The organism is Paenibacillus sp. MCAF9, from assembly GCF_052114265.1.
Lineage (GTDB): Bacteria > Bacillota > Bacilli > Paenibacillales > Paenibacillaceae > Pristimantibacillus.
The window spans coordinates 60,724-85,939 of record NZ_JBFREL010000019.1 but is presented as its reverse complement, the minus strand read 5'-3'; the positions used below and the strand labels follow the sequence as shown (position 1 = coordinate 85,939).

Sequence of the window (25,216 nt, the reverse complement as noted above, 5' to 3'; positions counted from 1 at the left end):
TTCCTTACATATATCAAAAAAATCTTCGGAGGTGCAAACCGGACACGTTCATTTAATAACACAGCGGCAGTTTGACTTCGATTCCTCTCAAAAGACTGCCTTTTTAGGATCAGTATCATACAGCGTCAAAGGGACTTTAGCATTCGCCGCTTCCAAAACTGCTTTCATTAAAATTTAGAAATCGGGCATTCAACGATGACGTCTACCTTATTGATTGCGGTGGCGAACCGCTAGAAGCCCGGTATCGGCGAAACGACAAGCGCGCCTGCCGCACAAGTCCTGTCCAATATCGACCGGAAGGAGCATTAAGAAATGCTATTGTTGTTCACTCCATTTCTTCTCCTAGCGTTCACCGCCCTCATTCGGGCGGTGTTTACGTTCGCGCGAAAAGCTGGGGAAAGCGAACAAGGCGAAGGATTAACGTTAACCCGGCTCGTAGACGACATTCTACTTTCGATCGCCTCGTTTCTCCTGATCGTTGGTTTCTTATTTGATGTGAAAGGAGTACCAGGAGGTGCACCGTTGAAAATGTACTCAGAAACCGGAGAGCCATTATATGCATACGCATCTCTGTCCCACAAGCATAGTGCCGTACTTTGCGTAGACTGGTTGCTCGGCTTCTTTTCCTATTGGGCGCTGAGAATCTATCATAGGAAGCTTTCTCCAATTGTCTATACTTGCTGCAACGTCTTTTTGGTTCTTTGCACTTCGCTGACCGTAGTCTATTTCATTCATACCGGCTTTTCCAATTACGATTTTAATAAGATCTTCTCCGTATTGCTTCTTCAAACCGGAAGCTTAACGTCTTGCCTGCTGTATCTGGCGCAGCTCAAGCGTTCATTGGACGTATGGAAGGTGTTCGGAAAGGAGGAAGATGCGGAGACGATGCCCGCCTGGCAGCGGCCTCTGCATCGCTTCATCATCATGCGTCGCGGGGCAATTCCGGCGCTGTGGTTCGCACTGCTATTCCCCGTTCAGCTTGTTGTTCAATTGCTTCTAGTCTTGTTCGGGCAGCGGCCGGATGGCGTAGTGCGGGCGTTTCTGGATACGAGCGGCTTCTACTTGTCGAGGCTGCCGGCGCCACCGCCGGAAATGGTGTCGGGGGATGGCCATTATTTGTGTACCGTCGCCGCTCTGGGGCATCGATCCCTAGTCAAGCCGCTTAGGCCTGGAATCCGGCACGGCATGACTATTACAGTGAATCGCCAGCTGATGATCGCTAACGCGTTCGAAAATGTGCTGGAACAGTACATGCCCGCCTGCCACCGGACGATTCGAAGACTTTACGATAAATACGGCTATCCGGTAAGTCGGCAGATTCGTACGAAGACAGCAGCGGATGTGATCTATGTGGCAATGAAGCCGCTGGAATGGTTCTTTCTGCTCGTTCTGTATACTGTCGACATTCGCCCGGAAGACCGGATTCAAGTGCAATACAGTGGGTTCGGTAAAAAGATTAGTCGACCGGACGCCGAATTGACAGGGTAACGCAGAAAATAAAGTGTCGGAATGGAATACTCTAAGTTTTATCCACGTCCAAATTTAAAAGATCGGATATAGATCGTTTAAGTAACGGGACACGTTAGTTGGATTAAAACAAAAGAACCTCGGGCACAGCTTCTTGCAAGCAGTGCCCGAGGCTCTTAGTATTGGAATTGCCCTTAAGCGGCGACGTCGCGTCTCGTAAACAGTAACCAAGCTAAGAATTGGAATACGATGTAGTAGGCGACAAGTATCATAATCGAGAACGTCAACGTCATTTCCGGTCTTAGTGGCGTCGCACCTTGCATATATTGCGTCAGGTCGATGTTGGAGAAGAGCAAATACTTGACCCAGCTATAGCCGCTGAGAAGTCCCGATAGCGTATTGCCGACCAGCATGAACAGAAGCGAGAAGGCTATGGCCATCGAGGAGCTACGGAACGCGGACGAAATCATGAAAGCCATCGTAACGTACATGAGCATGGATACGATCGAGAAAGCGTATTTCTCCAACGAATTTAACAAATAGGAACTTTGTTGGATAACTCCGCCATCGGTAATCGATATTTTCGCTTGGCTTGTTCCTTCGAAGCCTTCGAGAATACCTCCGGCCGCGTAAGCAGACGCAAATGTCAATATGAGCAGCAGAAGCGCGAACCCAAGCGTGGCGATGTATTTGCTGATCATAATCTTCGTGCGCGAAGCCGGACCGACAAGCAGCAGCTTGATCGTGCCCCAAGTGAATTCGGCCGCAATCATATCGGCAGCGATAATGACGGTTAGAATCGTCGCTAAAATAATTAAGTATGATGATGTATCTACATAATTCCACAATGACAATTCGTTAGGATTTGTATTTTGTTCCAAATAATATTCATTGAGCTTGATTTCGTTAGTGAAGTATGTTTTATCCTCTACCGAGAGTTCTTTGTTTTCTTGAAGCTCCTGCTGCATGTTGCTATTCCGTTCGGTCAGGTTGTTTTGCCAGTCGATCGTATTATTTTGGCCTGATTCCCACTTCATGATGCCGCTCATCAATGCGATTGTAAAAACGAGGAAGGCGATCATAAGCCATGTACGAGGACGACGATATATTTTCATATTTTCGTTTCGAATTAGATTAGACAGACTAGACAACCATCTCACCTCCGGTAATTTCCAAGAACTGTTCTTCAAGCGACTTCTGCGCCACTTGAATGCCGAGCACGTCAATCTCCGAGCTTACAAGCAGCCTTGTAATATCGGGAATGGCAGCTTTGTCAGCTGCAATTTCGAGCAGATTGCCTTTCACCGTAATGCGGGTGGCATCGAAGATGGCGGATAGCAGCTGCTGAGCGGCAAGTAAATCGCCGACTTCGATAACGATCTTCGACTGTATTGAATCGCGAGTTTCCTGCAACGAGCGAATATCGATGAGCTTGCCGGCTTGTATTATCGCAACCCGGTCGCACATAAGCTCCATTTCGGACAGAAGATGGGAAGAGACGATGACGGAGATGCCTTCTTCTCTCGTCAGCTTGCGCAAATAATCGCGCAGTTCTCGAATGCCTGCAGGGTCGAGCCCGTTTGTCGGCTCATCAAGGATGAGCAACGATGGACGATGCAGAATCGCTTGGGCAACGCCAAGCCGCTGCCTCATGCCGAGAGAGTAACGCTTAACCTTCTCGTGAATACGGTTCTGAAGTCCGAGAAGCTTAACGACCTCATTAATCCGTTCCTTCGTAATGCCTTTATGCCGACGGGCAAAATGAACAAGGTTTTGATAACCGGTCAAAAATTTATACATTTCCGGATTTTCGACGATCGCTCCTACATGCGTCATGGCAAGCTCGAAGTGCTCGCGGACGGATACGCCTTTTATTAGGGCCTCGCCCTTCGACATCGATATCAAGCCAACAATCATCCGTATTGTTGTCGTCTTGCCGGCACCGTTAGGTCCGAGAAATCCGAATACTTCGCCTGCGGGTATATCGAAACTAAGATTGTCGACGATCTTACGTCCGCCAATCGATTTGGTCACGTTGCGAAGCTTCAAAACGGCTTCTGTCATGCGTTAAAACCTCCTAGTATTATCTTACATATGGAACTATACTGGAAGTTGCTTTGTCATAAAATAGACCTTCGATCAGGATTTCCCCCCTGCTTAGGTCGAGTATGAACGTTTTTCAAAACATTTTTCAAACAAATATCTAATAATATGCTTGATAAAACAACTATGGATTATTTACAACATAATGAGGTATCTCTAGAATTTGAACTGGAGGGTATAGGTGCACTTTCTGATCATTACCCTGACTAGACAAAACCCGAAAGATGATCACTTTTTCTAAATTAAAATCAAATATGCTCGTTGCAGGGAGCTAGAATAGGAATGAAAAAGATCTTCATTATTGGAGTTGTAGCTAGTGGTAAGACGACATTGGCTAAACGCTTATCGCAGAAAGTTAGTGTACCTTGTTATGAACTTGACTCCATAGTCCATCATCAAACACCCACGGGACGATATAAACGTTCAGCAGAAGAACAAATTGAGGTTATAAAGGAAATAGATATACACGGTACATGGATATTTGAAGGAACAGATAGAGAGTCCTATCAATGTTTGTATGAAATAGCCGATACAATCATATTTCTAGATACTCCATTGTGGACGCGAAAGATAAGAATCCTAAAGAGATTTCTTAAGCAAAATCTTGGTATTGAAAAGTGTCATTATAAGCCAGACATCCTGATGTTGAAGATGATGTATAAATGGACACGGGATTTTGAACAAAATAGAAGCGGTTTCGAAGCCAAGTTAAAAAAATACAAAGAGAAAGTGATTCGGTTAAGTGATAATAACAACCTGGACTTTACCTGAACGAATATTTCTAGGGGATGGGAGGCGTTAGTTGAACACGGAGTGGGCTGCCGCGTGGTAGCTCATCGTTACGCTAACTGGCAGGGTAACTCAACTATGTTCCCGAATTTTTGATTAATAATCGATAGAATTGAGGGATGTATCGCTTCTTTATATGAACGATCCTTTGATAAATTCAAGACAACCGATTCATGGAAAGTATTGATTGAATGTGTGGATGAAATCATTGTTCCGGGAGTCATAGACTGTACAGGTGTTTGTAAGGTGAACCTCATCATAAATAGCGTGAAAATGTGACCCTCAATGATTGTAAAAGAGCTTATCCTCTCATGGTAAAATATGCCCCAAACAGCTTAACAAGCAAAGGAATTTGCAAATAAATGTCGAATTTACTCCTCATTACTTGTATTTTGTATGGTTTTGGGAGGCATTTCAATGATAGCTTCGACAAAAATTCACATTCCCAATGTACGTCATGCCCTGATTACCCGCTCCAATCTGCTTCGCCTGCTAGACGAGGGTATGGACGCGAAGCTGACACACATATTCGCCCCATCCGGCTATGGGAAAACGATGGCGTTAAGCGAATGGACTAAACAAAGCGGCAAGCTTGTTGCATGGGTATCACTCAGCAAGCAGGACGACGATTGGATCGCTTTCTGGAATATCATTATTGCTTCAATCCAGAATCGTGTCGCCGGCTTTGGTTTGACCGTTTGGCCGCTGCTAGCGGATGGCCCCACTGCATCATTTGAATCGATGGAGCCGGCAATGACTGCGCTGTTGAACGAGTTAAATCAACTGCCGGACGAGCTAGTCATCATTTTGGACGATTATTATCTTGTGACGATGCCGGCAATCCAGAGGTCGATAAGTTACTTGCTCGAATACATTCCTGAGCATATTCATTTCTATATTGCAACCCGCAACGTTCTTCCTTTTCCTACGGCAAAATTATTCGCAAAAGGAGAAATGCGGCGTATAACGATCGAGCAGTTGCGGTTCAAGCCTGAGGAAGTCTTCAGTTTCTTTCAAGAAACTACTGATTTGAATCTGTCATTTGAGCAGCTCAATATGATATATAACCAAACTGAAGGTTGGATTAGTGGCTTGCGGCTTGCGGCCCTCTCGCTGAAAAAAAGCGGTAATGTGGCTGAGTCGATCCGTCAATTCAGCGGCCATCAGCAGGACATATCCGATTATTTGTTGGATGAAGTCATTCGCGATCTGCCGGAGGAATTGTACAATTTCCTATTGCAAACCTCTGTGTTAAACCAGATGAACTATGAGTTGTGCAATGCAGTGACGGGTCAAGCGAGAGGTCAGCAACAGTTGGAACAGTTGGAGCAGCTTCAACTATTCATCATTCCGCTGGATAATCAGCGCCATTGGTATCGCTATCACCATCTGCTGTCTGATTTCCTCCAATCCATGCTCGCTCGAACGGCGCCTGAGCTGTGGGTACAGTCGAATATACGTGCCGCGCAATGGCTCGAAAACAACCTGTTTATCATAGATGCGGTGGAGCATTATCTAGCGGGACGGCAGTATGAAGATGTCGCTCGCCTCATTGAAGCGCATCTATACGAGCTTCTTGGAGGCAAGAACATCGTCGTTTCACGTTGGGTGATGCAAGTGCCTGAACCATATATAGCAAGCCGACCACTGGTTGAGCTTTTTTGTTTGTTTGTAATGATGGGTGTACGGCAGTTCCATAACATTCCGGCTCGAGCGGAACGGCTTCGTATTCGTGTTGAAGGAATGAAGGAGCATATGGAAGCGGATGTATGGCGTGCGTTAATGGGAGATATCTATAATGTATGCGGTGCTGCTGCTTATGCGGAAAGAAACCTTTCAGTCGTGGCTGACTATTTTATCCTTGGCGATCGGTACGCACCTGATCAAAGCTTCTTTATTCGGGCCGGCAACAATAATCATAGTGCAGTTGATGAGTTTGACGATCATCTTTGCTTCATTAACGATTACTATGATGCAGTACGATTCTTTTCCAAGATGTTAACACATTGGAGTAATCGTGGTAACCATCCGTATGCGACACCGATGTATGCTTCCTATGCTAAAGTATTGTACGAGTGGAATCGGTTAGAGGAAGCGGAGGAATGGATCAACCGCGTAATACATACAGACGGATTCGCGCCGGTTCCTCGCAATCGGCTTCAGATCTTTGTGGCTGCTTCGATAATTCAACAAGCCAAGGGAAACTCGCGAGAAGCGATGGAGATGCTGGAGCAAATTAAATGGAAGATCGATTCACCTGATTACGATATTTTTATACGAAAAATTGAAGCAGAACAAGCGAGCTTGGCGGTGCGACAAGGTGACGTGGAGTCGGCTCGACTGTGGTGGTCGCGGTGCGGACAATCGTATTCGGATGAAGTAACGCTGGACAAAGCTTCTGAACAATTGGCGCTCGTTCGCGTGCTTTCAGCATGCGGACAACTTGATTCGGCGCTATCTCTTGCAGAACGGCTGTATGATCTATTGACGAAGGAGAACCGTCTGCGAGATCGCATTCGTGTTCTTATTCTACAAAGCATGACGCTGTATCGCAACAATCAGATTGAACAAGCACTTGCGAAACTGGATAACGCTCTACGTCTTGCCGAACCTCAAGGTTTCATTCGCAGCTTTGTGGACGAAGGACCAGCGCTGGCAGAACTGTTGTCTATGTATGTGAAGTCGTATGGAGACAAAGGCATGGACTTGACGGATGTATCCGATTATACAAATCAATTATTACAAGCGTTTAATGTCTATCAATCTCCGCCACGAATTAAAATTAGATGTTTTGGGATGTTGCGGATAGAGACTGAGTACGGAACTGCGATTAAATGGCGGACATCAAAAACCGAGGAGATGATGGCATTTCTCGTTCACCATCGCGGCGAGGCAGTAAGCAGAGACCGTATTCTCGATTATTTGTGGGGAGAGGTTAATGTTGAACGGGCAGGAGCGCAGTTTAATACAACAACTCACTATTTGCGAAAAGCATTAAGCCAAATAGGGCTTGACGGCATCGTTCAACATGTGGAAGGCGGGTACCGTATTGAGTTGAATCAATTGGACTGTGATCTTGATAAATGGGATCGTATGCTGGCCAACGGGACGCAACTCGATGACATCCTGTTGCAGGACTATGCTGCTGAGCTTGTTCAATTATACGGAGAGGGATATTTGGCGGGTACTTCGTACGTATGGGCAGAGTCAACACGTATTCGTATGGAAAGAGAATATATAACAATGTTACTTCACCTCTACGAACGTGAGGTGAAGCTAGGGCATTATGATGCGGCTGCGGAACTGCTGCGGAAGGCGCTTGTACATGATTCGCTGAATGAGTACATACATGAAAGGCTCATTCACGTACTAGTGCTCGCGAATAACCGCGTCTCAGCAATGAAGCAGTATGAGGTGCTTAGAGTGATGCTGCTAACTGAATTTGGAATGAAGCCGCAGGAAGAGGTCACAAGATTGCTAGGTTTTGCTGATAAGCTTAATATGCATTGAGTGGTAGATTATTTGAACGAGAAGAGTGTATCTCAACGTCATTAAAGTTGACAATGGGGTACCTCTTTTTTGTATTTACACGTTCATTGATCGAATTGTTTAGACTTTGTTTAGCCTGCTTGTGATATTTTGTGGAAAAGTGTAGAAAATTGCGGGAGGGAAAGTATTTTGTATAAAAGAATACTAAGCTTATGGCTAACATTATGTATACTTGTTTCCTTAGTACCACCTCATATCTTTGCTGCTAACGCTAAAGCACCCGAAGCAGTATCACGGCAAGCTTCTCCGAATCTTTCTTCTTCGACAATCAATTGGCATGATCTGTCACAAGAAGGGTCGGTAGCCGCTGCGAACATCCCTGATGAACAACAGGGACCTCAACAATCGTTTAAAGATATTAAACCAACAGACTGGTTTTACGATGCCGTCACCTATGTACAACAAAGTGGAATATTCAGCGGGACGGATAAGGACAGCTTCTCGCCCGGCGGTACAATGACTCGTGCGATGTATGTAACTGTACTTGGGCGTATGGCAGGAGTTGATGTAAGCCAATATGCAACTCTTGTTTTTACAGACGTGCAGCCGACTGCTTGGTATGCGCCATATGTGCAATGGGCCGTTGACAAAGGCATTACAAGCGGAAGTGGCAACCATATTTTCTCGCCGGACGCGCCGATTACAAGAGAGCAGATGGCCACGTTGACTTTGAGGTTTTTTGAAGTATACAAAATACCCTATCAGACGAACGTCAGCCTAACCTCTAAACCCAAAGACATATCCAATATTTCTCCCTGGGCAGTCGATGCGATCGTCAAGCTGTGGCAGGCAGGATTAATTTCTGGCGATGCCAAAGGCAATTTTAATCCACGCTCCCAAGCATCTCGTGCTGAGGCAGCCACGTTTTGCATGAGAAGCAACGAGGTTGTAAAAGCAGTAGCAACCCCCGGTTCAACAACAAAACCTTCAACACCAACGACAATAGAACAGAACCCTGGTGGCAGTGGCGGTCAAAGCCCAAGCAACACCAAGTATATCATTTCATTTGAAACCAACGGGGGCTCCGCTATTAATAGCCTTACGCTGCGTCAAGGTGAATCACTAAATAATCTTCAGGTGCCATTCAAGGTAGGAGCGATTTTCCAAGGCTGGTATAAAGATAGTGGCCTTACCCAAGTATTGCTCAATAACGATGTCGTGAGCGGCAATATGACGCTGTATGCCAAATATGTGGATAGCGTCGAAGAGGCTGTGCAAAGTATTCCGAGTATTACGATACTGGATCAAACTCCGAGCTTCACTGCCCAAGTGAATGATGCTACTGGCAGCATGACGGCAGATCAAGTTAAAGCTGGATTGAAGTTTGAATCTCCGGCCAATCCTGCATTTGCTGGTATTGAAGTAACCGGCTCCAATGGTCGATTCACTGTTGCTGCCAAAGGCGGGAAATTTGAAGAAGGCAACACCTACCAATTAACGTTGACTGATACTAATCTTTCTTTTGCAGGTCAAGACCAAACGACCACAATCTATATTTTTAGCATTGCTAAACAAGAGGTTGTAAATCTACCGCTAAATTCCGATATGATTTATTTGCCATTCGCAGACCTATCGGGCATGACTAACAACGGCACGTCGGTTGCCTCTGCTTCGATTCCGGTACTATTTGCTAGTGTTGGTAATAGTGGAATTGATCTAGGCTCCGCAAATGTGACAAACGGCACTTTCGTATATACCGGCAGTACGATCATTCAAATTGGCGAAACCGTCACGATCTACGAAGGGATTCGGCCGGATCAGCGTACTGCGGATACAAGCGATGCCGATAATGGCGATGTAGCATATGTGCAGATCACGGCGATAAACGGCAACACGTACACCTACACAAGTGCCGATGTCAAAAATGTGTTAGTTAAACCAAACGTCCTACCAGTTAGCATGGCATCGGATACGGATGGGGATGCGACAAACCACTCCATTACAGTAGAGCATTCAACGATGAACTTCCAAGATAGCAAGTATGCGCCACTCGGTCTTAATGACCTCACAGTTGTCAAAGCGGGCGACTTTATCGCTTTCTACAATGGTGAATTCGGCAGCGGATCTTCTGCGGGCTACGGACTCATTACGTCAATAACTCATGATGCAGAAATGGATGTTATTGCCTACACCGATGCAGCTGAGGAGCAAATTACCGGCGCCCTGGATTTCTATCAAAAACAAAAAATCGATGGAGATCAATTATTGTCAGATGCTGATAGTGCTGCTTTGGAAGGACAAATTAAGCAGGAAGCGGTAGCAAGCGGATTCGTGCAAGAAGCTGCTAATTATTTGTCAGCTGTGGCGCTGCAGACTGACACCTTCAAGCAGCGTTACGAAGTAACTGCGTTGTCGGCTTCGGAAAACGATGGTGTAAAAGTATCGGTAGAAAATCTGACCGTCGTACCTTCCATAAGCGATAAGCTGAAGCATTTTCCTGGATATACGGGTGCAAGTGTTACACTCCAAGTTCAGTGCGATATTGTCATAGATACGGACGATGGAAATGATGATAGCATCGTTATCCATTTGACTAGTACATTCGTCGAAGAATTGCGCTTTGAACTCGGTATTAACGGGGATACCCAAATCCAGTGGTATTGGTTTATTCCTATCATAAAGGACTACATGATTACAGCCAACCTGGATGCCTACACGTATACAGGAATCACTGTGACTGCTGAGATCGGCACAATGGCAAAGGAAAAGCTGAAGGATTCGTTGGTGGACTGGGCCGAAGCAGAAGACGTGCAAAACATCGCTACGGAAATCCAAGCGCTTCTGGATGGTGTGGGTGATTCAGGTGCAATATCCGGGGACACATTGAGGAGCAAGTATCAAGACATACTTGAGAATGAGACGGAATGGGTTCCACTCTTAAGCAAAGAGCTGGTTAAAAAAAGCGCAAGAGTTTGCATGGGTATAATTGAGATTGAATTTACAGTCAATTTAGTTATTAACATGAATCCGAATCTTACTGTAGGTATTGATTTCAATTATAAGAGTGCTAAACGTTATTCGGTGACTGTACGCGTTCTAAGCGGATCAGGCAGCAGCAACACGGTAAGTTTATCAGGTGATGGCGAGTATAAATTTAAATTTTATGTCCTTGGCACTTTAGGGCTTCGAGCAGGTATTCAAATGGAGCTTAAAGCAGGAATTTTAAGTGTCGATCTGAACAGTATTGGGTTCGAGGTAGAAGCGGGTCCTTACTTGAACTTATGGGGGTATTTCTACTACGAGCTGACAAATTCGGCCGCCGGTAAGAAAGCTAAGTCTCTCGGAGCCTTGTATATGGAGGTGGGCATTTATTTGGAGTCGGCATTGGCCGCACAGCTGGGGGATGGCCTGCTCACAACCGAAGTCCCAATCTATGAAAATGAATGGCCGCTTTATACTGCGGGGGCACAACATGATGTCTATGACTTTGTATACCCACAGGATGATAAGCTTGGCGTTCAGCTCACAGGCAAGGTAACATCTGTACAATTGCCAGACAAGCTTTTCACGATGAATGTGATGGATTTGAAAACAGGAGAGACGAGTGAAAGGACGTTTGATCAATCCAATTTCACGATTGAGGTTGATAGTCCTGACTTCATATACGATTCTAGAACCAAGACATTAAAGATGAAAAACTCGAACACATTGGGAGCCACAGGAAACCTGACGATTACATGGAAGAATGCGCCTTTGGCATTCACTTCTGCCCAAATCAAGCGCACATTTTCATTGACTTTCTCAGCAGCCTCGTTTGATTGGGGATTCCAACTGTATTTTAATAACGGTGATATGCCTCTGGCGATCGCCGCGCAATATAACGCAAAAATCACGGTTCCGAAGGATCCTGTACGACTAGGGTATACGTTTGCAGGTTGGTATGACAATCATGAGGGCGGCTCGAAGTATACGATTCCTGACCGAATGCCGGCAGTTTTCAAGACGCTCTATGCGCGCTGGGTGCCTGACGCCGATACGCCGTATACCATTGAGCATTATCTGCGAGACCCTAATGACAACTCTGCTACCCTTGCGGATAAAGAGGTCTTGAGGGGCCCAACCGATTCTGAGATTAAACTCACTTCAACCAAATACGTGAACCAAGGTTATTTGCCGCAAACGGTACTCAAAGGAGTATACATTAACGCGAACGGCTCGACGGTCGTTAAGCTTTATTACCTGCGTGCGACTAGAACGATGACTTTCAAATCTGGCTACGGGGATCAATCGGTTGTGCGTTCGCTAACGTTGCCTATTGGTCAAAACATTTCATGGACGCCTGTAGTTATAAGACCAGGTTATACATTTACCGGATGGTCGCCATCCGTTCCGAGCATAGTACCGAATCAAGACACAACGTACACGGCGACGTGGACGGCAAAGAGCGATACGCCTTACAAAGTCGTGCATTTGCAACAGGATATTAAAACGGGTGTCACCGGACTATCGATCTTAGGAAATACGTATACAGTCGTCGATGAGGAAAACTATAAAGGTACTACGGATGCGGCGACGATCACGGCAACTGCTAAGAGTTATGAAGGCTTTACTTTGGACAGCAGCGCTCCCGGCACACTGCAATCGAGTACAATAGCAGGTGATGGAACTACTGTTCTAAGACTGTACTACAAACGCAACTTATATCCGGTGACCTATGATTTAAACGGAGGGACTGTCTTAGGCAACACCGAACCCTATTTCGTATACAACCTTCCATATGGTGCAAGAATCATGCAACCCTATGTGACGCATGAAACGGCTGCATTCGGCGGATGGTCACCTTCCAAGCCAGCAAAAATGACAATGCCGGCGTACGCTCTACATTTCAAAGCCATCTGGAATACGGGTTCTTATGTGGTGACCCATATAAGGCAAGATCTAAATGGCTCTTACACCATAAGCGAATCTGAGACAATTTACTCTTCAGAAAATGAAGCGGTCACAGCAACTCCAAAGAGTTATGAAGGCTTTACTTATGACAGCAGCGTATCGGGTACCGTTGCATCAGGTACAGTTTCGGCTAATAGCCCGCTTCAGCTAAAGCTGTATTACAAACGGAATACCTACAAGGTGACGTATGATGCAAATGGAGGGACAGGTGGTACAACGATCAATGTTGTGTATGGAACAGATATGTCCGGCGTAATTCAGCCGAGAGTGACACGAGCAGGTTATACATTCAAGGGATGGTTACCTGCCATTCCAGCCACAATGCCAGCCCAAGATGTCACCTATTCAGCACAATGGGAGCCTGGTGTGGTGAGAGCGAAGACACCGACGGCTGATGTAACGAGCGGAGCAGTACCATACGGAACTTACGTACATCTGAGCGCGGAGGCTGGCGCGACCATTCGTTACACGTCGAACAACGCCGTGCCGACAGCAGATATTACGGACTTGAATAGCTTTACGTATAATGCCGGTTCTCCAATTTATGTAGTTAACGATATGAACATTAAAGCCGTTGCCTTCAGAAACGGCGTAGAAGCCAGCGAAGTGTTGACACTGAGCTATACGATCAAAGCAAGTACGCTGCCTATCTCCGTATCCACTGTGGAGTATATTGGCGAAGCGGCGGGCTCATCCGGCAGTCTTCTGAAGGTGAAGTTCAGCAAGGCAGTCGATCAATCTTCGGCAGCAGAGATTGGAAACTATATGGTGTGGATACAGAGCGGTATGCCTCCCCAAATGGCGACCGTGCATTCAGCGACTTGGGGTGGCGTTGGTCATGAGAATGAAGTTACGCTAAAGGTCGATAGCTTGGCGAATGTAAATACAGGCACTTATGTAAGTATCCAAGTGTATGGTGTCAAAACCAGTGATTTGAGTGAAACGATCCAAAGCGGTAATTATAATGCCGGATTCGTGATGCCGGATCTAACCTGAATCTATTTTGATTTCATAAGTGAAGGCGCCCTATTGGGCGCCTTCGTTTTTACTCTTTAGCTGTTATGGTGATGCTTGCCACACCAAACCCTAAAACTAATATTATTGACATCAATGACCCTGTTGAGTTTGTTTTATCAATGAAGCAAGGCAATCTAGAAAGTGTAAAACGGGTTTTGCGATATTTTTGTAGACATCCTTTTTTTCAATCTTCCTCGCTCACTGCGAACTAACGCACACAAATTAACATTCACTTTATAAGCGTATTTAAGGGCAATCCAAAAAGCTGCGTTGACTATAATGGTAAAGATTCCTTGATGTACTGGATAAAAATAAATAGCGGTTAATGCTACTTTCCTATCGTTTCTTCCAAATCTAATTTAAATTAATAAGCAATTCTATTTATGAGAACAAGTATAGAATAAAATTTTTGTTCCTGTTCAATCGATGTCTTGGTATATAATGATAATTGAATAGGAGGGCGTTATCTAAATGGAATATATAGAAACAGGATTAAAACTATTTGTGTTTATAATAGTTATTTCACTATTCTTTAGTTTGGCACGGTTCCTTGTCCAAAAATATCTAAATGATTTCTTTCAAGGTTTCTCTGAAAAAACAATAAAAATATTTAGTTTACTTAAAGGAAAGTTTCAAAAAACAGGCTGACCATATGGTTAACGTTTTTGAGAAATTTTACGCGGAAAACCGACTGAAGGCGTGCATGAAATCGCTGAATCGTCCGATTAATAGTCGTTAACATTGTTACAAACAACATGTTGAAAAATACTACAAAGGTATTTTAATAATAAAAACCCGATGTACTGACAGGGAGATTAAGATTAACAAAAAGGAAACCGCCTATCGAACAGGTCACTGGCCGCCCAGCACGCACCTTTGCCCAGTGGGTGTCTGAGCATGTGCAATATTTTAAAAATCAATATATTGAGATATTACAAAGCAGCGACGATAACGGAATGAAAAGATATTTTATTAAAGAGAACTTCACTGCAGGGTACTGCGGGGAAGTTTTTTTGCGTATTCTTGTTATTTACTGTTGGGCAGTATGGTTCCAATATGTGTTAAAATTGGGTAACAAAAAAATAAAACTATCAATTTTTTCTGAGGTGATTCAGTACAATGAGCTTAAACCCTTATGAGGTAAAAACAAAAGAGGATATGCTTCATTTTGTAGCTTCTTTAATGAGCGATTTGGATACAAATAAAAATGATTGGGAAAATTCGAATTTGGAATCATTTTTAGAAGGGATGAAGGCCTGGCTTGAAGATTCATGGACTAATCTTGAGCCAGATTGGAGTATTTTCGCAATTATTCTCTCTGCTGGAAAATCCTACGAGTGATGATTATTAATTAGTCCAATTTTGATAGATTAATTTACTTTGAGAGCACCTTAATGGAATGATCACTAAGTTTGTAACTAAGACGTTCATATATTGTAAAATAAGGTAAAGATATTTTTGGAGGAAAACAATATGACTTTTGAACTGGTTATAATTATTGTTTTATTTCTTTTAAATATTCCAATATATAAATTTCTGTTCCGTATTTTCTTTGTGGATGAAAATGATTATAACGAATCTATTAGGCATACTTTTACTCCTAACATAATTTCGTTTTTTAGAGGGGAATATTTGAAGGATAGAATTAACACAGCGAGACTTCAGTTTTTTATACTTATTTGCATAGGAATAGTTGTGTTGGAATACATCGTTTTGAATAAGCTAATCGATGTTTTTCGTTAAAATACGGTATGACACTGTATAACCAAGTTTGGACAACGTTCTCAGATAAATAAGGCTCTCTTGCGCTAACTAGGGAAGTTAGTTGAATAAATCAAAAGATGAGTAGGGACTTCTGTGGCTTGCTCATTTTATTAAGCATATAATGATATGCAAATTGGGGGATTCTCAATGAATATGGATGAAAAATTGTTTCATTATTATCTTGAGCTCAAAAGTCCCGAAGCTGGTGAGTGGAACTTATCACCACCTTGTATCCACACTGAATTGGTGACAAGAGATTACGTTAGAAAAGCATTCCCCATTACAGATGAAATGCAAGTATGCAATGTCGGTATCGGTACAGGGGATTGGGATGACTACCTTGGATATTGGTTAAAGGGAAAGGGGAATTTAACGAGTATTGATATAGACACTGAAATATGTGAAATATTCTCGTATAGGCAACAGAAGGAAAGACATCCGAATCCTTCAGAAGTTTTGTGCAAAAATATTTTTGATTCGGATTTGCCTATAGAAAAATATGATCTTGTGACATTAATAGGATCTGCTATACACGAGACTGGGGATTTTAAAAAATGCCTGGATTCATGTTTTAGATTGTTAAAGCATGGGGGATATCTAATGTTCATGTCGAGCTTAAAATACTCAATAGAATTGGTTTATGAATACATAAGAAATAGTAGCTATCTCCTAGAACAAAAGGATGTATACGAAGTTTTTCCTGAATATTCTTTTTACATTTGCAAAATCAAAAAATGATTTAACTGACGGTACAAGTTAGCATATGAAAATCAGGATGAGGCTGTTGCATGAAATAGCAGCCTCGTTGAGCTATGGCCCAAGATAGTTCCAATATGAATTAGAATGAGAAAGAACGCCGATTGAAGTTGAATTTTAAATTCATTGATGAAAGGCAGTGGCATAATTGGGGACAGACATTCATGTATATATCGAGCAGAAAACAATTAAGATTGATAATCCTTTGATTACTGAATGGATCAGCGTAGATGAATGGATATATAACCCTTACTTTGAGGTAAAAGAAGTTCGAAAAAGATACTGGACAGATAGAAATTATCTACTGTTTGCGGTTTTAGCTAATGTAAGAAATCGATATAATATTCAACCAATATCGCTGCCAAAGGGACTTCCTGATGATGTTAGTCCAGACGTAAAGAATCAAAGTGATGAAGAAAATGGGGATGCTCACACAAGAAGTTGGCTCACTTTAAAAGAACTCCTCCAATATGATTGGCAACAAACAATGGAAGATGACAACGAAGAAATTTTTACTTTTGAAGAGTTGGTTATCCCTTTTGTGAGTGACTTTATCCCACGTCTAAGTAAAATTGACGATCCTGACAATGTACGCATGGTCTTTTGGTTCGACAATTAGTAGCGTTTAAAACTAACGGGACACTAAAGTGGACCAAAGAAGAACAGTTTACTAATGCCGTTGCTCCTTTGTTATCAAGCTATAACGGGTAAAATTAGAGTAAATATAACCATAATATAGCGGTTAACAATATATGAATAAAACCCAATGAGTATGTAATGCGGTGCCTGCTCATTTTATTAAGCTAATGCGTAAATTAGAATATAATGGCAACTGAATCTATGATCGAAAAATAATGAAAGCATATTTAATGAGGTGGGTTATGTTCGAGTTGAGTAGGAACGAATTTACTAAAGTATTACCAATGTTTTCAAAAATCCAAAACAAAGCAGTCTTTGCCATTTCTGTAATTGAACATGTGCAAAGAGGAAGGATATTTGTAAACAGTAGATTAGATCCGTCTGCTGCTTTTCTTACAAGTTGCGGTGGATTCTATTGTTTAGTTGGTAATGCCTCAGATTGCAGATTTAATGATGCTGTAGCGAACTTTCTAAATCATAAGGACAACCACATTGGGTTCTATGCACTAGCGATGTTCACAGACGAATGGGAAAGAGCTTTCCAGAAATATCAACTAGAACATGCAAATAAAATAAAACGTACTTATTTCCGATTTAATGATCAAAAGTTTATTGAAAATAGTAAAGACATACATATAAACATCGATGAAGGACTGAAATATGAAGTTCTAAACGAAGATATCTCGAATAGATATCGCGAGGATTTCTACACATACTATTAGATAGTGTGGGATTCCAACGAGCATTTTAATGAGCGCGGCATCGGACATTTTATTACAAAAGAGAATAAAATCATAAGTGTTTGTTCATCCCCTTACGTTGGCGGAGGTTTTGCTGAGATTGATATTATTACAATCGAGGAACATAAATGTAGAGGGCTCGCGACAAAAGTTGGTATCGAGTTTATCAATGAATGTCGTAGTAAAAGACTACTACCAAACTGGAGTTGTCATACAGATAATCAAGCATCGATATCTCTTGCCAATAAACTTGGATTTGATCTAATCGCAGAGCATCCGATGTATTGGTATAACATGTAGCGTGGCGAAGCCCATTGACGTAGGGAGCGCTTTGAAGGCGAGGACATCTCACATATTTAAAGGTTGGCAGCTTGATTAATATAGGGAAAAGAAATTGTAGAATATTTTGAGATTAGTCTCCATAGTATAGAAGGTGAAATTTATATTCTACAAATTGGCTTCGTTAAACTTGTTATTGGACGGTGATGAGATATGAAAAAAAGGTATTTATTAATAATGGTACTTATGACTTTTACTGTACTTTCATTAACGGGCTGTGTACCTGGAGATGGTGTAAATAATGCTCAAAATCCTGCAGGTTTTTTCTGGGGGATATGGCATGRCTGGGTTGCTCCTATTTCCGTTATTATTGGCATTTTCAATCACGATATTAGAGTATATGAAATCTACAACTCTGGCTGGTGGTATGATATAGGTTTTTACATTGCTGTCATCAGTGGCTTTGGAGGGGTATCACTCTCTCGACGAAAAAAAGTGAAACAAGAAGAGTAGTTGTTTGTATAATTAGCTCGTTAAACTAACAGATATGGTGATTGAATAGCATAGAAGAATGAGCAGGCGCTGCGGTGGCCTGCTTTTTTTTATTAAGCTAACGGGCAAAATAGTTATAACCGAAAATTACTAACTACGCATTGAATTTACTAGTTATAATTATAACAATTATTCATTAAGTGGAGGTGTTTCTATGCAAGAAATAGACTACAGCACTTACTTTTGGCAAGACGAAGCTATACGATTGCGGGGAATTTTACTAGAAGATTGGGAAAGCTGTTATGTAAGTGGATATGACACTCCTGCGCGTCGATTGTTAGAATGTACAATAGAATTGCCGCCTACAATTTCTGAAGCAAAAAGATTTGTTGAGGAAAATACGGACTTTTCATCAACGAACAGTAGAATTATGTTTACCATTGAAGACTTGAATGGTGTAAGTGTAGGCGGTATTAATTTAAATAGCATTGACGAGAGGAATGGAACATTTAGCATAGGCATCGTCATTGATAAACCCTACCGAGGTAAAGGATATGGTACCAGGGCAGTACACATGCTCCTAAGATATGCTTTCTTCGAGCGTAGACTAAATAAATTCAATGATTATGTTCTTGAAGGAAATGAGCCATCGGCTAATATGCTTAAAAAAGTAGGCTGTGTTCAAGAAGGAATCAGGCGTCAAGTGTTTTACATAAACGGAAAATATCATGATTCCATCTTGTTTGGTTTAACGAAGGATGAGTATGTGAATTTTCTTCATAAGGACCATCATATTATATAGACGCAATTTGGGTGATTGGAGAGGTGATTAATGAAAAATATAAATGTTGATGTTGTTGTAAGATTAATAAATGAACAATTCCCAGAATGGTCTGAGTTAGAAATAAGACCTGTAAAATTTAGTGGGAATGATAATAGAACATTTCATTTAGGTGAACATATGAGTGTAAGATTGCCAAGTGCAGCATCCTATGTTCCTCAAGTGGAGAAAGAACAAAAATGGCTGCCAATGTTATCAAAAAAACTTTCTTTACCCATTTCTATGCCAATAGCTAAGGGGAATCCTAGTGAAGAATATCCTTGGCCATGGTCAATCAACAAATGGTTGGAAGGAGAGACTTTGTCTCAGGAAAAATTAAATGATCTTAACCAATTTGCAATAGACTTGGGTTCTTTTTTAATTGAATTACAATCTATTGATGCAAGTGAAGGTCCTTTAGCCGGGGAGCATAATTTCTATAGAGGCGGATCTATAGCTGTATACGATGAAGAGTCAAGATATGCAATTGAGAATAATAAAGATGTTTTTAATGAACAGGTCTTAAAAGAAATTTGGGAATCAGCCCTTGATTCTAAATGGGAAATGGAGCCGGTTTGGGTCCATGGTGATATAGCACCAGGAAATATACTCATTCAAGACGGAAAACTCTATGCTGTCATTGATTTCGGTATATTGGGAGTTGGTGATCCCGCTTGTGATGCTGCAATGGCATGGACGTTTTTTGATAAAAAGAGTAGAAAGATATTCAAAAGTGCATTAAATATGGATGAAGGAACTTGGAACCGAGCAAGAGGATGGGCGTTATGGAAGGCTTTAATAACCTACAATGGTAATAAAAATACTAACAAAGCAATTGCAGACGAATCATATAAAATTATTAATATAATCGTAGACGACTACGAATCAGAGAAAATTGAAAAACAACTTTAGCTTCCGTTTAACAGAGACTTTGATTTTCGCAGTGGAGTTTGTTTTATATGAGTAAGAATTAAAATGAGCAGGCGCTGCGGTGGCCTGCTCATTTTATTAAGCTAGGGGTAGTAAAGTTGAGTAACACAAATATCGATATTGGATGAAACATTCTTAATTGGAAACATTTAAAAATCCCTTACGTCTATATTGTCATACTGATTGGATTAATAAAAAGGAAGGCGCTAAGTCTATAGATTCATTATTTAGAGAGAGGTGTTTAATTGAAAAAGACATTCAAAATTATTCTATCAATTGCAGTGGTAGTTCTTGTTATACCAATTGCGTCCATTCCATTTGTAAACAATAATATTGCATATTCCATTAAAAAAGATTTAATCAGATTAAATTTGCCAGATAAAACTGAAATAATAGATGCTGTATCATCAGCTGGAAAATTAGTTGGAAACGGAAATGGAATGCAATTTTTTGGTGCTATTTTAATCAAATCAGAACTTGCTTTGGAAGAATTAAATAATTTTTATTCGGTGTATCGCAAAAATGATTGGAGTTACATAGTTGAAAAACAGGTTAGTAATCACATTGCTTTTATAGAGCATGATGATTTAACTTTTAAGGCATTGAATAAAGATGAAACATTAATTAACTATTATATTGTTTATACTTGGGGTAGTAGTAATTATCCATTAAGTGATCTTGATTTACGAGGGCATTAAGACTCGATATGAGCAAATTATTACATTTTACAAATTACCTTTAATACTTTAGCATGCCCCTAAAATGGTTGATGCAAAGGTGATATGAGTGCTAGGACTACCCAAAGGTAAAGTCTTTCTTGCGGCTTGGACGGCAGAGTGGGAGAAGGAGTTTATATGGGAGAAGACACAAATAGAAAATGAACTTGGTGAACTTATTTTGGCAGTCCACCATATAGGCAGTACAGCTGTGAAAAACTTATCCGCGAAACCTATTATTGATATAGGAATTGAATTGAAAGAATTTCAACTTGGGGGTTAATGTGTCAACGGCTTATTAGAAAATAACGCAGCACTAAACGAATATCAAGACTTGAAAGTGAAACTCTCCAAGAAACACCAGACAGATAAACTGTTGTATGCGGATGAAAAAACTGAGTTTATTAATTTAATTTTGGACAGTTTAGGATTCGAACTAAGTGTAACTAAGAAGATTAAATGAACATAGTTAAAAATATATTATAGGAGTGTCGCTAATTGATTGGTCCAGATATAAAAAGTGTTTTCCCAATGAAGGATATCAGAAGCTTATGTTTTCTTAAAAATATAGTGGTTAATCCAAATATTGAAGTTGGAGATTACACCTATTATGACGATAATAATGATCCATTAGGCTTTGAGAAAAACGTTCTTTATCATTTTGATTTTATTGGTGATAAGCTGAAAATCGGAAAATTTTGCGCTTTAGCATCCAACGCCAAATTTATTATGAATGGTGGGAATCATAATACAAACTCGTTTACAACCTTTCCTTTTGGGGCATTTGGAGGAGAGTGGGAAGCCGGCCTAAAAATCTAAGTGGTGGTTTCAAAGGGGATACAGTTATAGGGAACGATGTTTGGATAGGCTATAATGCTACAATTATGCCGGGAATTCATATTGGAGATGGTGAGATAATTGCAACAAACGCAGTCGTAACTAAAGATGTTCCATCCTATTCCATTGTTGGAGGTAACCCAGCAAAATTAATCCGTTATAGATTTGACGAGGAGACTATTGATATTCTCAATACTTTGAAGTGGTGGAACTGGGATGTTGAAAAAATAACTGAATATATTCCAATTTTGACAAGCAATAATACGGATGATTTAAAAGAACTACTGAATTCATTATAAAAACGGTATTACGCTAACAAGGTATGATAGTTTGACAAATAAGGAGCAGTTTGCTATAGCGACTGCTTCCTTTTTTCATTAAGTTAGCCGGAAGTTAATGCAATTGTCAGGAAGGAATCGTGAACCGTTTCACGTATTTTAAATGTATATATTTTGAAGAAACAGAGGTCTGTTCATAATGATAACCGCAAAAACGGAAAAAGATATTAAAATTGACCCTGATTACTTACAGTCACTATTACAGCGAGTTGTAGCTTCTCAAAATTTACAGTTATTATCGTGGAATTTCAGCCCTCTTGGAAAAAACAAGGAAGAAAGTTCGGTTTATAGGGTATCTTGTATAGCTCTGGACAACGATAGAAAGCAAAATTATACAATGATACTCAAGATACTAAAATCTGATCCTATGCGTAATCAAGTCAATCACTACTACTACTGGAAACGCGAAGCTCTGGTTTATCGTTCAGGGATTCTGAATCAATTGCCACTTGGTATAAGGGCTCCCTTATGCTATACAGTAGAAGAGCATCCGGATGAAAATGTCTGGATCTGGCTCGAGGATATAGTTATTGAAAATGTCCAAAGCGAATGGTCATTCAAGCACATGTGTAAAATATCCTATTTACTTGGCAAATACAATGGCGCATACATAACAGCGAAAACTCTCCCAACTGAATCTTTTTTATGCCACAATTGGATGCGTTCTTGGGTTGAGGTGTGTACTGCTTATGCTAAACCTATTGAGGAGCAAAAAGTTATTTGGGATTCTTGCTTGAATGATTTTAATGGTAAGAGCTCAATGTGGGAGCTTTATCGTATCAATAGAGACCGAGTAAACAGCTTGCTGGAGACATTAGAATTACTGCCTCGTGTATTTGCCCATCAAGACGTACACTGGGATAACATTTTTATAGAGCAATTGAATGGAAATGATTCATTAATAGCGATTGATTGGCAGTTTGCAAGCATTTCAGGTGTGGGAGAAGAGCTTGGTCGAATGATTGGATATGCGTTATTAAAAAAGAAAGTTCCCGTTAACATGGTAGCAGAGTATAAGGAAGAGTTATTTCTAAATTTTATGCAAGGACTCAGAGATGGCGGGTGGGATGGGGATTTCAAACTTGCCCGTTTCGGTTTTACTGCGAGCACATCGCTTAGGTTTATCATGGTTATTGATAAGATGCTTAGTAATTTAGAAGTAGACGATAAAATAAACCAAAAAGAAAAATCAAGTCATCTGTTGTTAGTAACTCAGGCACTGCTTGATTTGGCAGAAGAGTCTTGGAACCTAAGAAGTCAAATACTATAGTACTTTTCGGGGAAAGGGTGGGAAATGAGTGACAGCATCACTTGATCGTTATCTCAATGACAAGTTTCTAGGACTAAAATTGGAATCCCCTCTATTTTATAACGCGGATGTAGGTATTCGATTTGAAATTGGTGACCCGGATCCTTTGGTTTCTGATGAAAAATACAGAGAACAAGTTCTCTATCGTACTACTCAACTATTTAAAAAAACGCACAGTGAAAGTGATGAAATATTTATTGTTTTATTTCTTAGCTTTAGAAGGAAGAGTAAGCCTTACAAGATAAAATTGTTTAAAAAAGGCGTTAAAAGCAAGGAAACTTTAAAAAAACTTAATTGTAACAGCATTACGATATCTGATGAAGAGGAAGATGAATGGGTAAGGTTCCGTTATGTACTGAGTTGCAAAACATCAGATATTAAACCTGCAATGTTTCTCTTCGCGTATCATAGAATATTTTTTGTAAATACAACTCGTAATACGATTTTTTATTTATATGACAGCAGAGGTTTAGATATTGTTTCTAACACAACGGCACCTCTCCAGGAACTTTACATAAATTATAATCACTGGATATTAGATTACGATAGAGAGAGTATCGACTCCATCTTCAAGTCGTAAGTCGTCGTAAGTCATGTTAGGAGGATAATAGATGTTCAAACCTATAACAGATTATGACTTTAGGATATATTCAGACGACAAAAAATCATACATTAATTTTACACTTGAAGAGTATAAACATAACCGCCTCCCTAGTCTATCCTGTACCATTGATGTGATTGATAACAAATTTTCAGGTTGTAATGCAGAAGTATGGTTTTCAATAGACGAGCTGATGCAATTTATTAATCAAGTTGAGAGTGGGAGAGTTTCAAAAAAATGCAGTTTACAATCAATGTCTCCGAATGAATTTACAATGTCATTTGAGCGAATTAATCACAAAGGAGACTTTTTGGTTACATATTCATTATCAACTTCAAGAAACGATTCCAGTGGGCATATAAATTCGACTCTAGCGGGAGAGTTTCATTTTAACCAAGAATTTATCGATTTAACTATTCAGGACCTAAAACGGTTTTCTTCAGTGACGAAGCTTCAAACGGATACCGATTTCAGATTTGCCACATAGAACCATAGCGAAATAAACGTTAGTTCTGCAAATATACTATAGGAATTTCAATTTAAGATGTAGGCTATGAGAAGAGCTTGAAAGGAGTATTCTTATGGATTTTACATCTTTTTTGATTTACTGTACGATTGCAACGTTTACACCTGGACCTACCTATATCGTCATATTATCCACTGTGCATAATTTCGGCGTAAAAAAGGCAATGAAATATTCGTTTGGAGCAACAATTGGCTTTTCCTCATTACTTGTTATTTCTGCTTTGCTGAATACGATTCTCATAACGATTATACCGAAAATAATCATTGTGATGCAGATCATTGGAAGTGGTTATATGTTTTATCTTGTTTATCAAATTTACAAAATGGATGCATCAAACGGAGCATTAAACCAAACGGCTACTTTCGTCTCAGGATTTCTTATGCAGTTTTTAAATCCAAAGGTAGTATTATTTACATTGACTGTGATTCCAACCTTCATTATGCCCAGCTATAACTCAAGTTCTGCAGTCACATTAAGTATTCTAGCTATCACGTTAATTGGTTTTATGGCATTTATGACATGGGCTCTCTTTGGTTCGATCTTCAAAGCGTTTTTACAAAAGTATAATAAGACATTTAATGTATTGATGGTGTTATCTCTCGCTTACGCTGCAATCATGATCTGGATGTAGGCAAGTGATGAAGAGGTGAATGG

General features: G+C 40.9%; 18 protein-coding genes and 3 pseudogenes. 19 read left to right on the top strand and 2 right to left on the bottom strand.

The features are described 5' to 3' along the window. The first annotated feature begins 312 nt into the window (after nt 1-312). Nucleotides 313-1,488 carry a DUF6688 domain-containing protein gene (locus AB4Z45_RS23175; protein ID WP_441911887.1) on the top strand — a complete coding sequence of 392 codons (1,176 nt, stop codon included), beginning with the start codon at nt 313-315 and terminating at the stop codon, nt 1,486-1,488. A gap of 173 nt (nt 1,489-1,661) precedes the next feature. Here the strand turns inward: AB4Z45_RS23175 and AB4Z45_RS23170 are convergent, their stop codons facing one another. Both AB4Z45_RS23170 and AB4Z45_RS23165 read right to left on the bottom strand, forming a co-directional pair. Further along, nucleotides 1,662-2,618: an ABC transporter permease gene (locus AB4Z45_RS23170; RefSeq protein ID WP_441911885.1), complete on the bottom strand. Its 957-nt coding sequence runs from the start codon at nt 2,616-2,618 to the stop codon at nt 1,662-1,664. Beyond that, nucleotides 2,611-3,531: an ABC transporter ATP-binding protein gene (locus AB4Z45_RS23165; RefSeq protein WP_441911883.1), complete on the bottom strand. Its 921-nt coding sequence runs from the start codon at nt 3,529-3,531 to the stop codon at nt 2,611-2,613. The genes AB4Z45_RS23170 and AB4Z45_RS23165 overlap by 8 nt, the downstream gene beginning before the upstream one ends. 321 nt (nt 3,532-3,852) lie before the next feature. On the opposite strand from AB4Z45_RS23165, the gene AB4Z45_RS23160 reads away from it, so the two are divergent. The 18 genes and pseudogenes from AB4Z45_RS23160 (at nt 3,853) to AB4Z45_RS23075 (ending at nt 25,193) form a co-directional block, all read left to right on the top strand. Next, nucleotides 3,853-4,341 carry an AAA family ATPase gene (locus tag AB4Z45_RS23160; RefSeq protein WP_441911882.1) on the top strand — a complete coding sequence of 163 codons (489 nt, stop codon included), beginning with the start codon at nt 3,853-3,855 and terminating at the stop codon, nt 4,339-4,341. A 435-nt stretch (nt 4,342-4,776) separates the two neighbouring features. Continuing rightward, nucleotides 4,777-7,869 carry a BTAD domain-containing putative transcriptional regulator gene (locus tag AB4Z45_RS23155; RefSeq protein ID WP_441911880.1) on the top strand — a complete coding sequence of 1,031 codons (3,093 nt, stop codon included), beginning with the start codon at nt 4,777-4,779 and terminating at the stop codon, nt 7,867-7,869. A 168-nt stretch (nt 7,870-8,037) separates the two neighbouring features. Further along, entirely contained in the window at nt 8,038-13,794 is a 5,757-nt protein-coding gene (locus tag AB4Z45_RS23150; protein WP_441911878.1) for an InlB B-repeat-containing protein, read from the top strand. A 492-nt stretch (nt 13,795-14,286) separates the two neighbouring features. Then, nucleotides 14,287-14,463, top strand: coding sequence for a hypothetical protein (locus AB4Z45_RS23145; RefSeq protein ID WP_441911876.1), 177 nt, complete (start codon nt 14,287-14,289; stop codon nt 14,461-14,463). A gap of 471 nt (nt 14,464-14,934) precedes the next feature. Continuing rightward, complete coding sequence (locus tag AB4Z45_RS23140) at nt 14,935-15,156, top strand: DUF7660 family protein (protein WP_441911874.1); 222 nt, start codon at nt 14,935-14,937, stop codon at nt 15,154-15,156. A 570-nt stretch (nt 15,157-15,726) separates the two neighbouring features. Continuing rightward, on the top strand, nt 15,727-16,317 hold the full coding sequence (locus AB4Z45_RS23135) for a class I SAM-dependent methyltransferase (protein WP_441911872.1): 591 nt from the start codon (nt 15,727-15,729) through the stop codon (nt 16,315-16,317). A 166-nt stretch (nt 16,318-16,483) separates the two neighbouring features. Then, nucleotides 16,484-16,954, top strand: coding sequence for a hypothetical protein (locus AB4Z45_RS23130; RefSeq protein WP_441911871.1), 471 nt, complete (start codon nt 16,484-16,486; stop codon nt 16,952-16,954). A gap of 235 nt (nt 16,955-17,189) precedes the next feature. Continuing rightward, nucleotides 17,190-18,014: pseudogene (locus AB4Z45_RS23125) on the top strand (GNAT family N-acetyltransferase). Nucleotides 18,015-18,206: 192 nt separating this feature from the next. Further along, a complete protein-coding gene (locus AB4Z45_RS23120; RefSeq protein WP_441911869.1) occupies nt 18,207-18,506 on the top strand; it encodes a hypothetical protein in 300 nt (99 codons plus the stop codon). A gap of 193 nt (nt 18,507-18,699) precedes the next feature. Next, on the top strand, nt 18,700-19,287 hold the full coding sequence (locus AB4Z45_RS23115) for a GNAT family N-acetyltransferase (protein ID WP_441911867.1): 588 nt from the start codon (nt 18,700-18,702) through the stop codon (nt 19,285-19,287). Nucleotides 19,288-19,317: 30 nt separating this feature from the next. Continuing rightward, nucleotides 19,318-20,217, top strand: coding sequence for an aminoglycoside phosphotransferase family protein (locus AB4Z45_RS23110; RefSeq protein ID WP_441911865.1), 900 nt, complete (start codon nt 19,318-19,320; stop codon nt 20,215-20,217). A 263-nt stretch (nt 20,218-20,480) separates the two neighbouring features. Then, nucleotides 20,481-20,933 (top strand): hypothetical protein, encoded by a 453-nt coding sequence (locus tag AB4Z45_RS23105; protein ID WP_441911864.1) that lies wholly within the window; start codon nt 20,481-20,483, stop codon nt 20,931-20,933. An 88-nt stretch (nt 20,934-21,021) separates the two neighbouring features. Further along, nucleotides 21,022-21,414, top strand: a pseudogene (locus AB4Z45_RS23100) (GrpB family protein). A gap of 68 nt (nt 21,415-21,482) precedes the next feature. After that, nucleotides 21,483-22,087 (top strand): annotated as a pseudogene (locus tag AB4Z45_RS23095) (CatB-related O-acetyltransferase). A gap of 178 nt (nt 22,088-22,265) precedes the next feature. Further along, entirely contained in the window at nt 22,266-23,396 is a 1,131-nt protein-coding gene (locus tag AB4Z45_RS23090) for a hypothetical protein (protein WP_441911862.1), read from the top strand. A gap of 28 nt (nt 23,397-23,424) precedes the next feature. Beyond that, nucleotides 23,425-24,015: a DUF3885 domain-containing protein gene (locus AB4Z45_RS23085; protein WP_441911861.1), complete on the top strand. Its 591-nt coding sequence runs from the start codon at nt 23,425-23,427 to the stop codon at nt 24,013-24,015. 31 nt (nt 24,016-24,046) lie between these two features. Then, nucleotides 24,047-24,523, top strand: coding sequence for a WapI family immunity protein (locus AB4Z45_RS23080; protein WP_441911859.1), 477 nt, complete (start codon nt 24,047-24,049; stop codon nt 24,521-24,523). A 94-nt stretch (nt 24,524-24,617) separates the two neighbouring features. Continuing rightward, the gene (locus AB4Z45_RS23075; protein WP_441911857.1) at nt 24,618-25,193 is read left to right on the top strand and encodes a LysE family translocator; all 576 of its coding nucleotides are present in this window, start codon (nt 24,618-24,620) and stop codon (nt 25,191-25,193) included. Nucleotides 25,194-25,216: the final 23 nt, after the last annotated feature.

Bases quoted from the DNA above. Each gene is read 5' to 3' on its own strand.
- AB4Z45_RS23175 (WP_441911887.1), top strand. From the start codon at position 313: ATGCTATTGTTGTTCACTCCATTTCTTCTCCTAGCGTTCACCGCCCTC.
- AB4Z45_RS23165 (WP_441911883.1), bottom strand. From the start codon at position 3,531: ATGACAGAAGCCGTTTTGAAGCTTCGCAACGTGACCAAATCGATTGGC.
- AB4Z45_RS23160 (WP_441911882.1), top strand. From the start codon at position 3,853: ATGAAAAAGATCTTCATTATTGGAGTTGTAGCTAGTGGTAAGACGACA.
- AB4Z45_RS23155 (WP_441911880.1), top strand. From the start codon at position 4,777: ATGATAGCTTCGACAAAAATTCACATTCCCAATGTACGTCATGCCCTG.
- AB4Z45_RS23145 (WP_441911876.1), top strand. From the start codon at position 14,287: ATGGAATATATAGAAACAGGATTAAAACTATTTGTGTTTATAATAGTT.
- AB4Z45_RS23140 (WP_441911874.1), top strand. From the start codon at position 14,935: ATGAGCTTAAACCCTTATGAGGTAAAAACAAAAGAGGATATGCTTCAT.
- AB4Z45_RS23135 (WP_441911872.1), top strand. From the start codon at position 15,727: ATGAATATGGATGAAAAATTGTTTCATTATTATCTTGAGCTCAAAAGT.
- AB4Z45_RS23115 (WP_441911867.1), top strand. From the start codon at position 18,700: ATGCAAGAAATAGACTACAGCACTTACTTTTGGCAAGACGAAGCTATA.
- AB4Z45_RS23110 (WP_441911865.1), top strand. From the start codon at position 19,318: ATGAAAAATATAAATGTTGATGTTGTTGTAAGATTAATAAATGAACAA.
- AB4Z45_RS23090 (WP_441911862.1), top strand. From the start codon at position 22,266: ATGATAACCGCAAAAACGGAAAAAGATATTAAAATTGACCCTGATTAC.
- AB4Z45_RS23080 (WP_441911859.1), top strand. From the start codon at position 24,047: ATGTTCAAACCTATAACAGATTATGACTTTAGGATATATTCAGACGAC.
- AB4Z45_RS23075 (WP_441911857.1), top strand. From the start codon at position 24,618: ATGGATTTTACATCTTTTTTGATTTACTGTACGATTGCAACGTTTACA.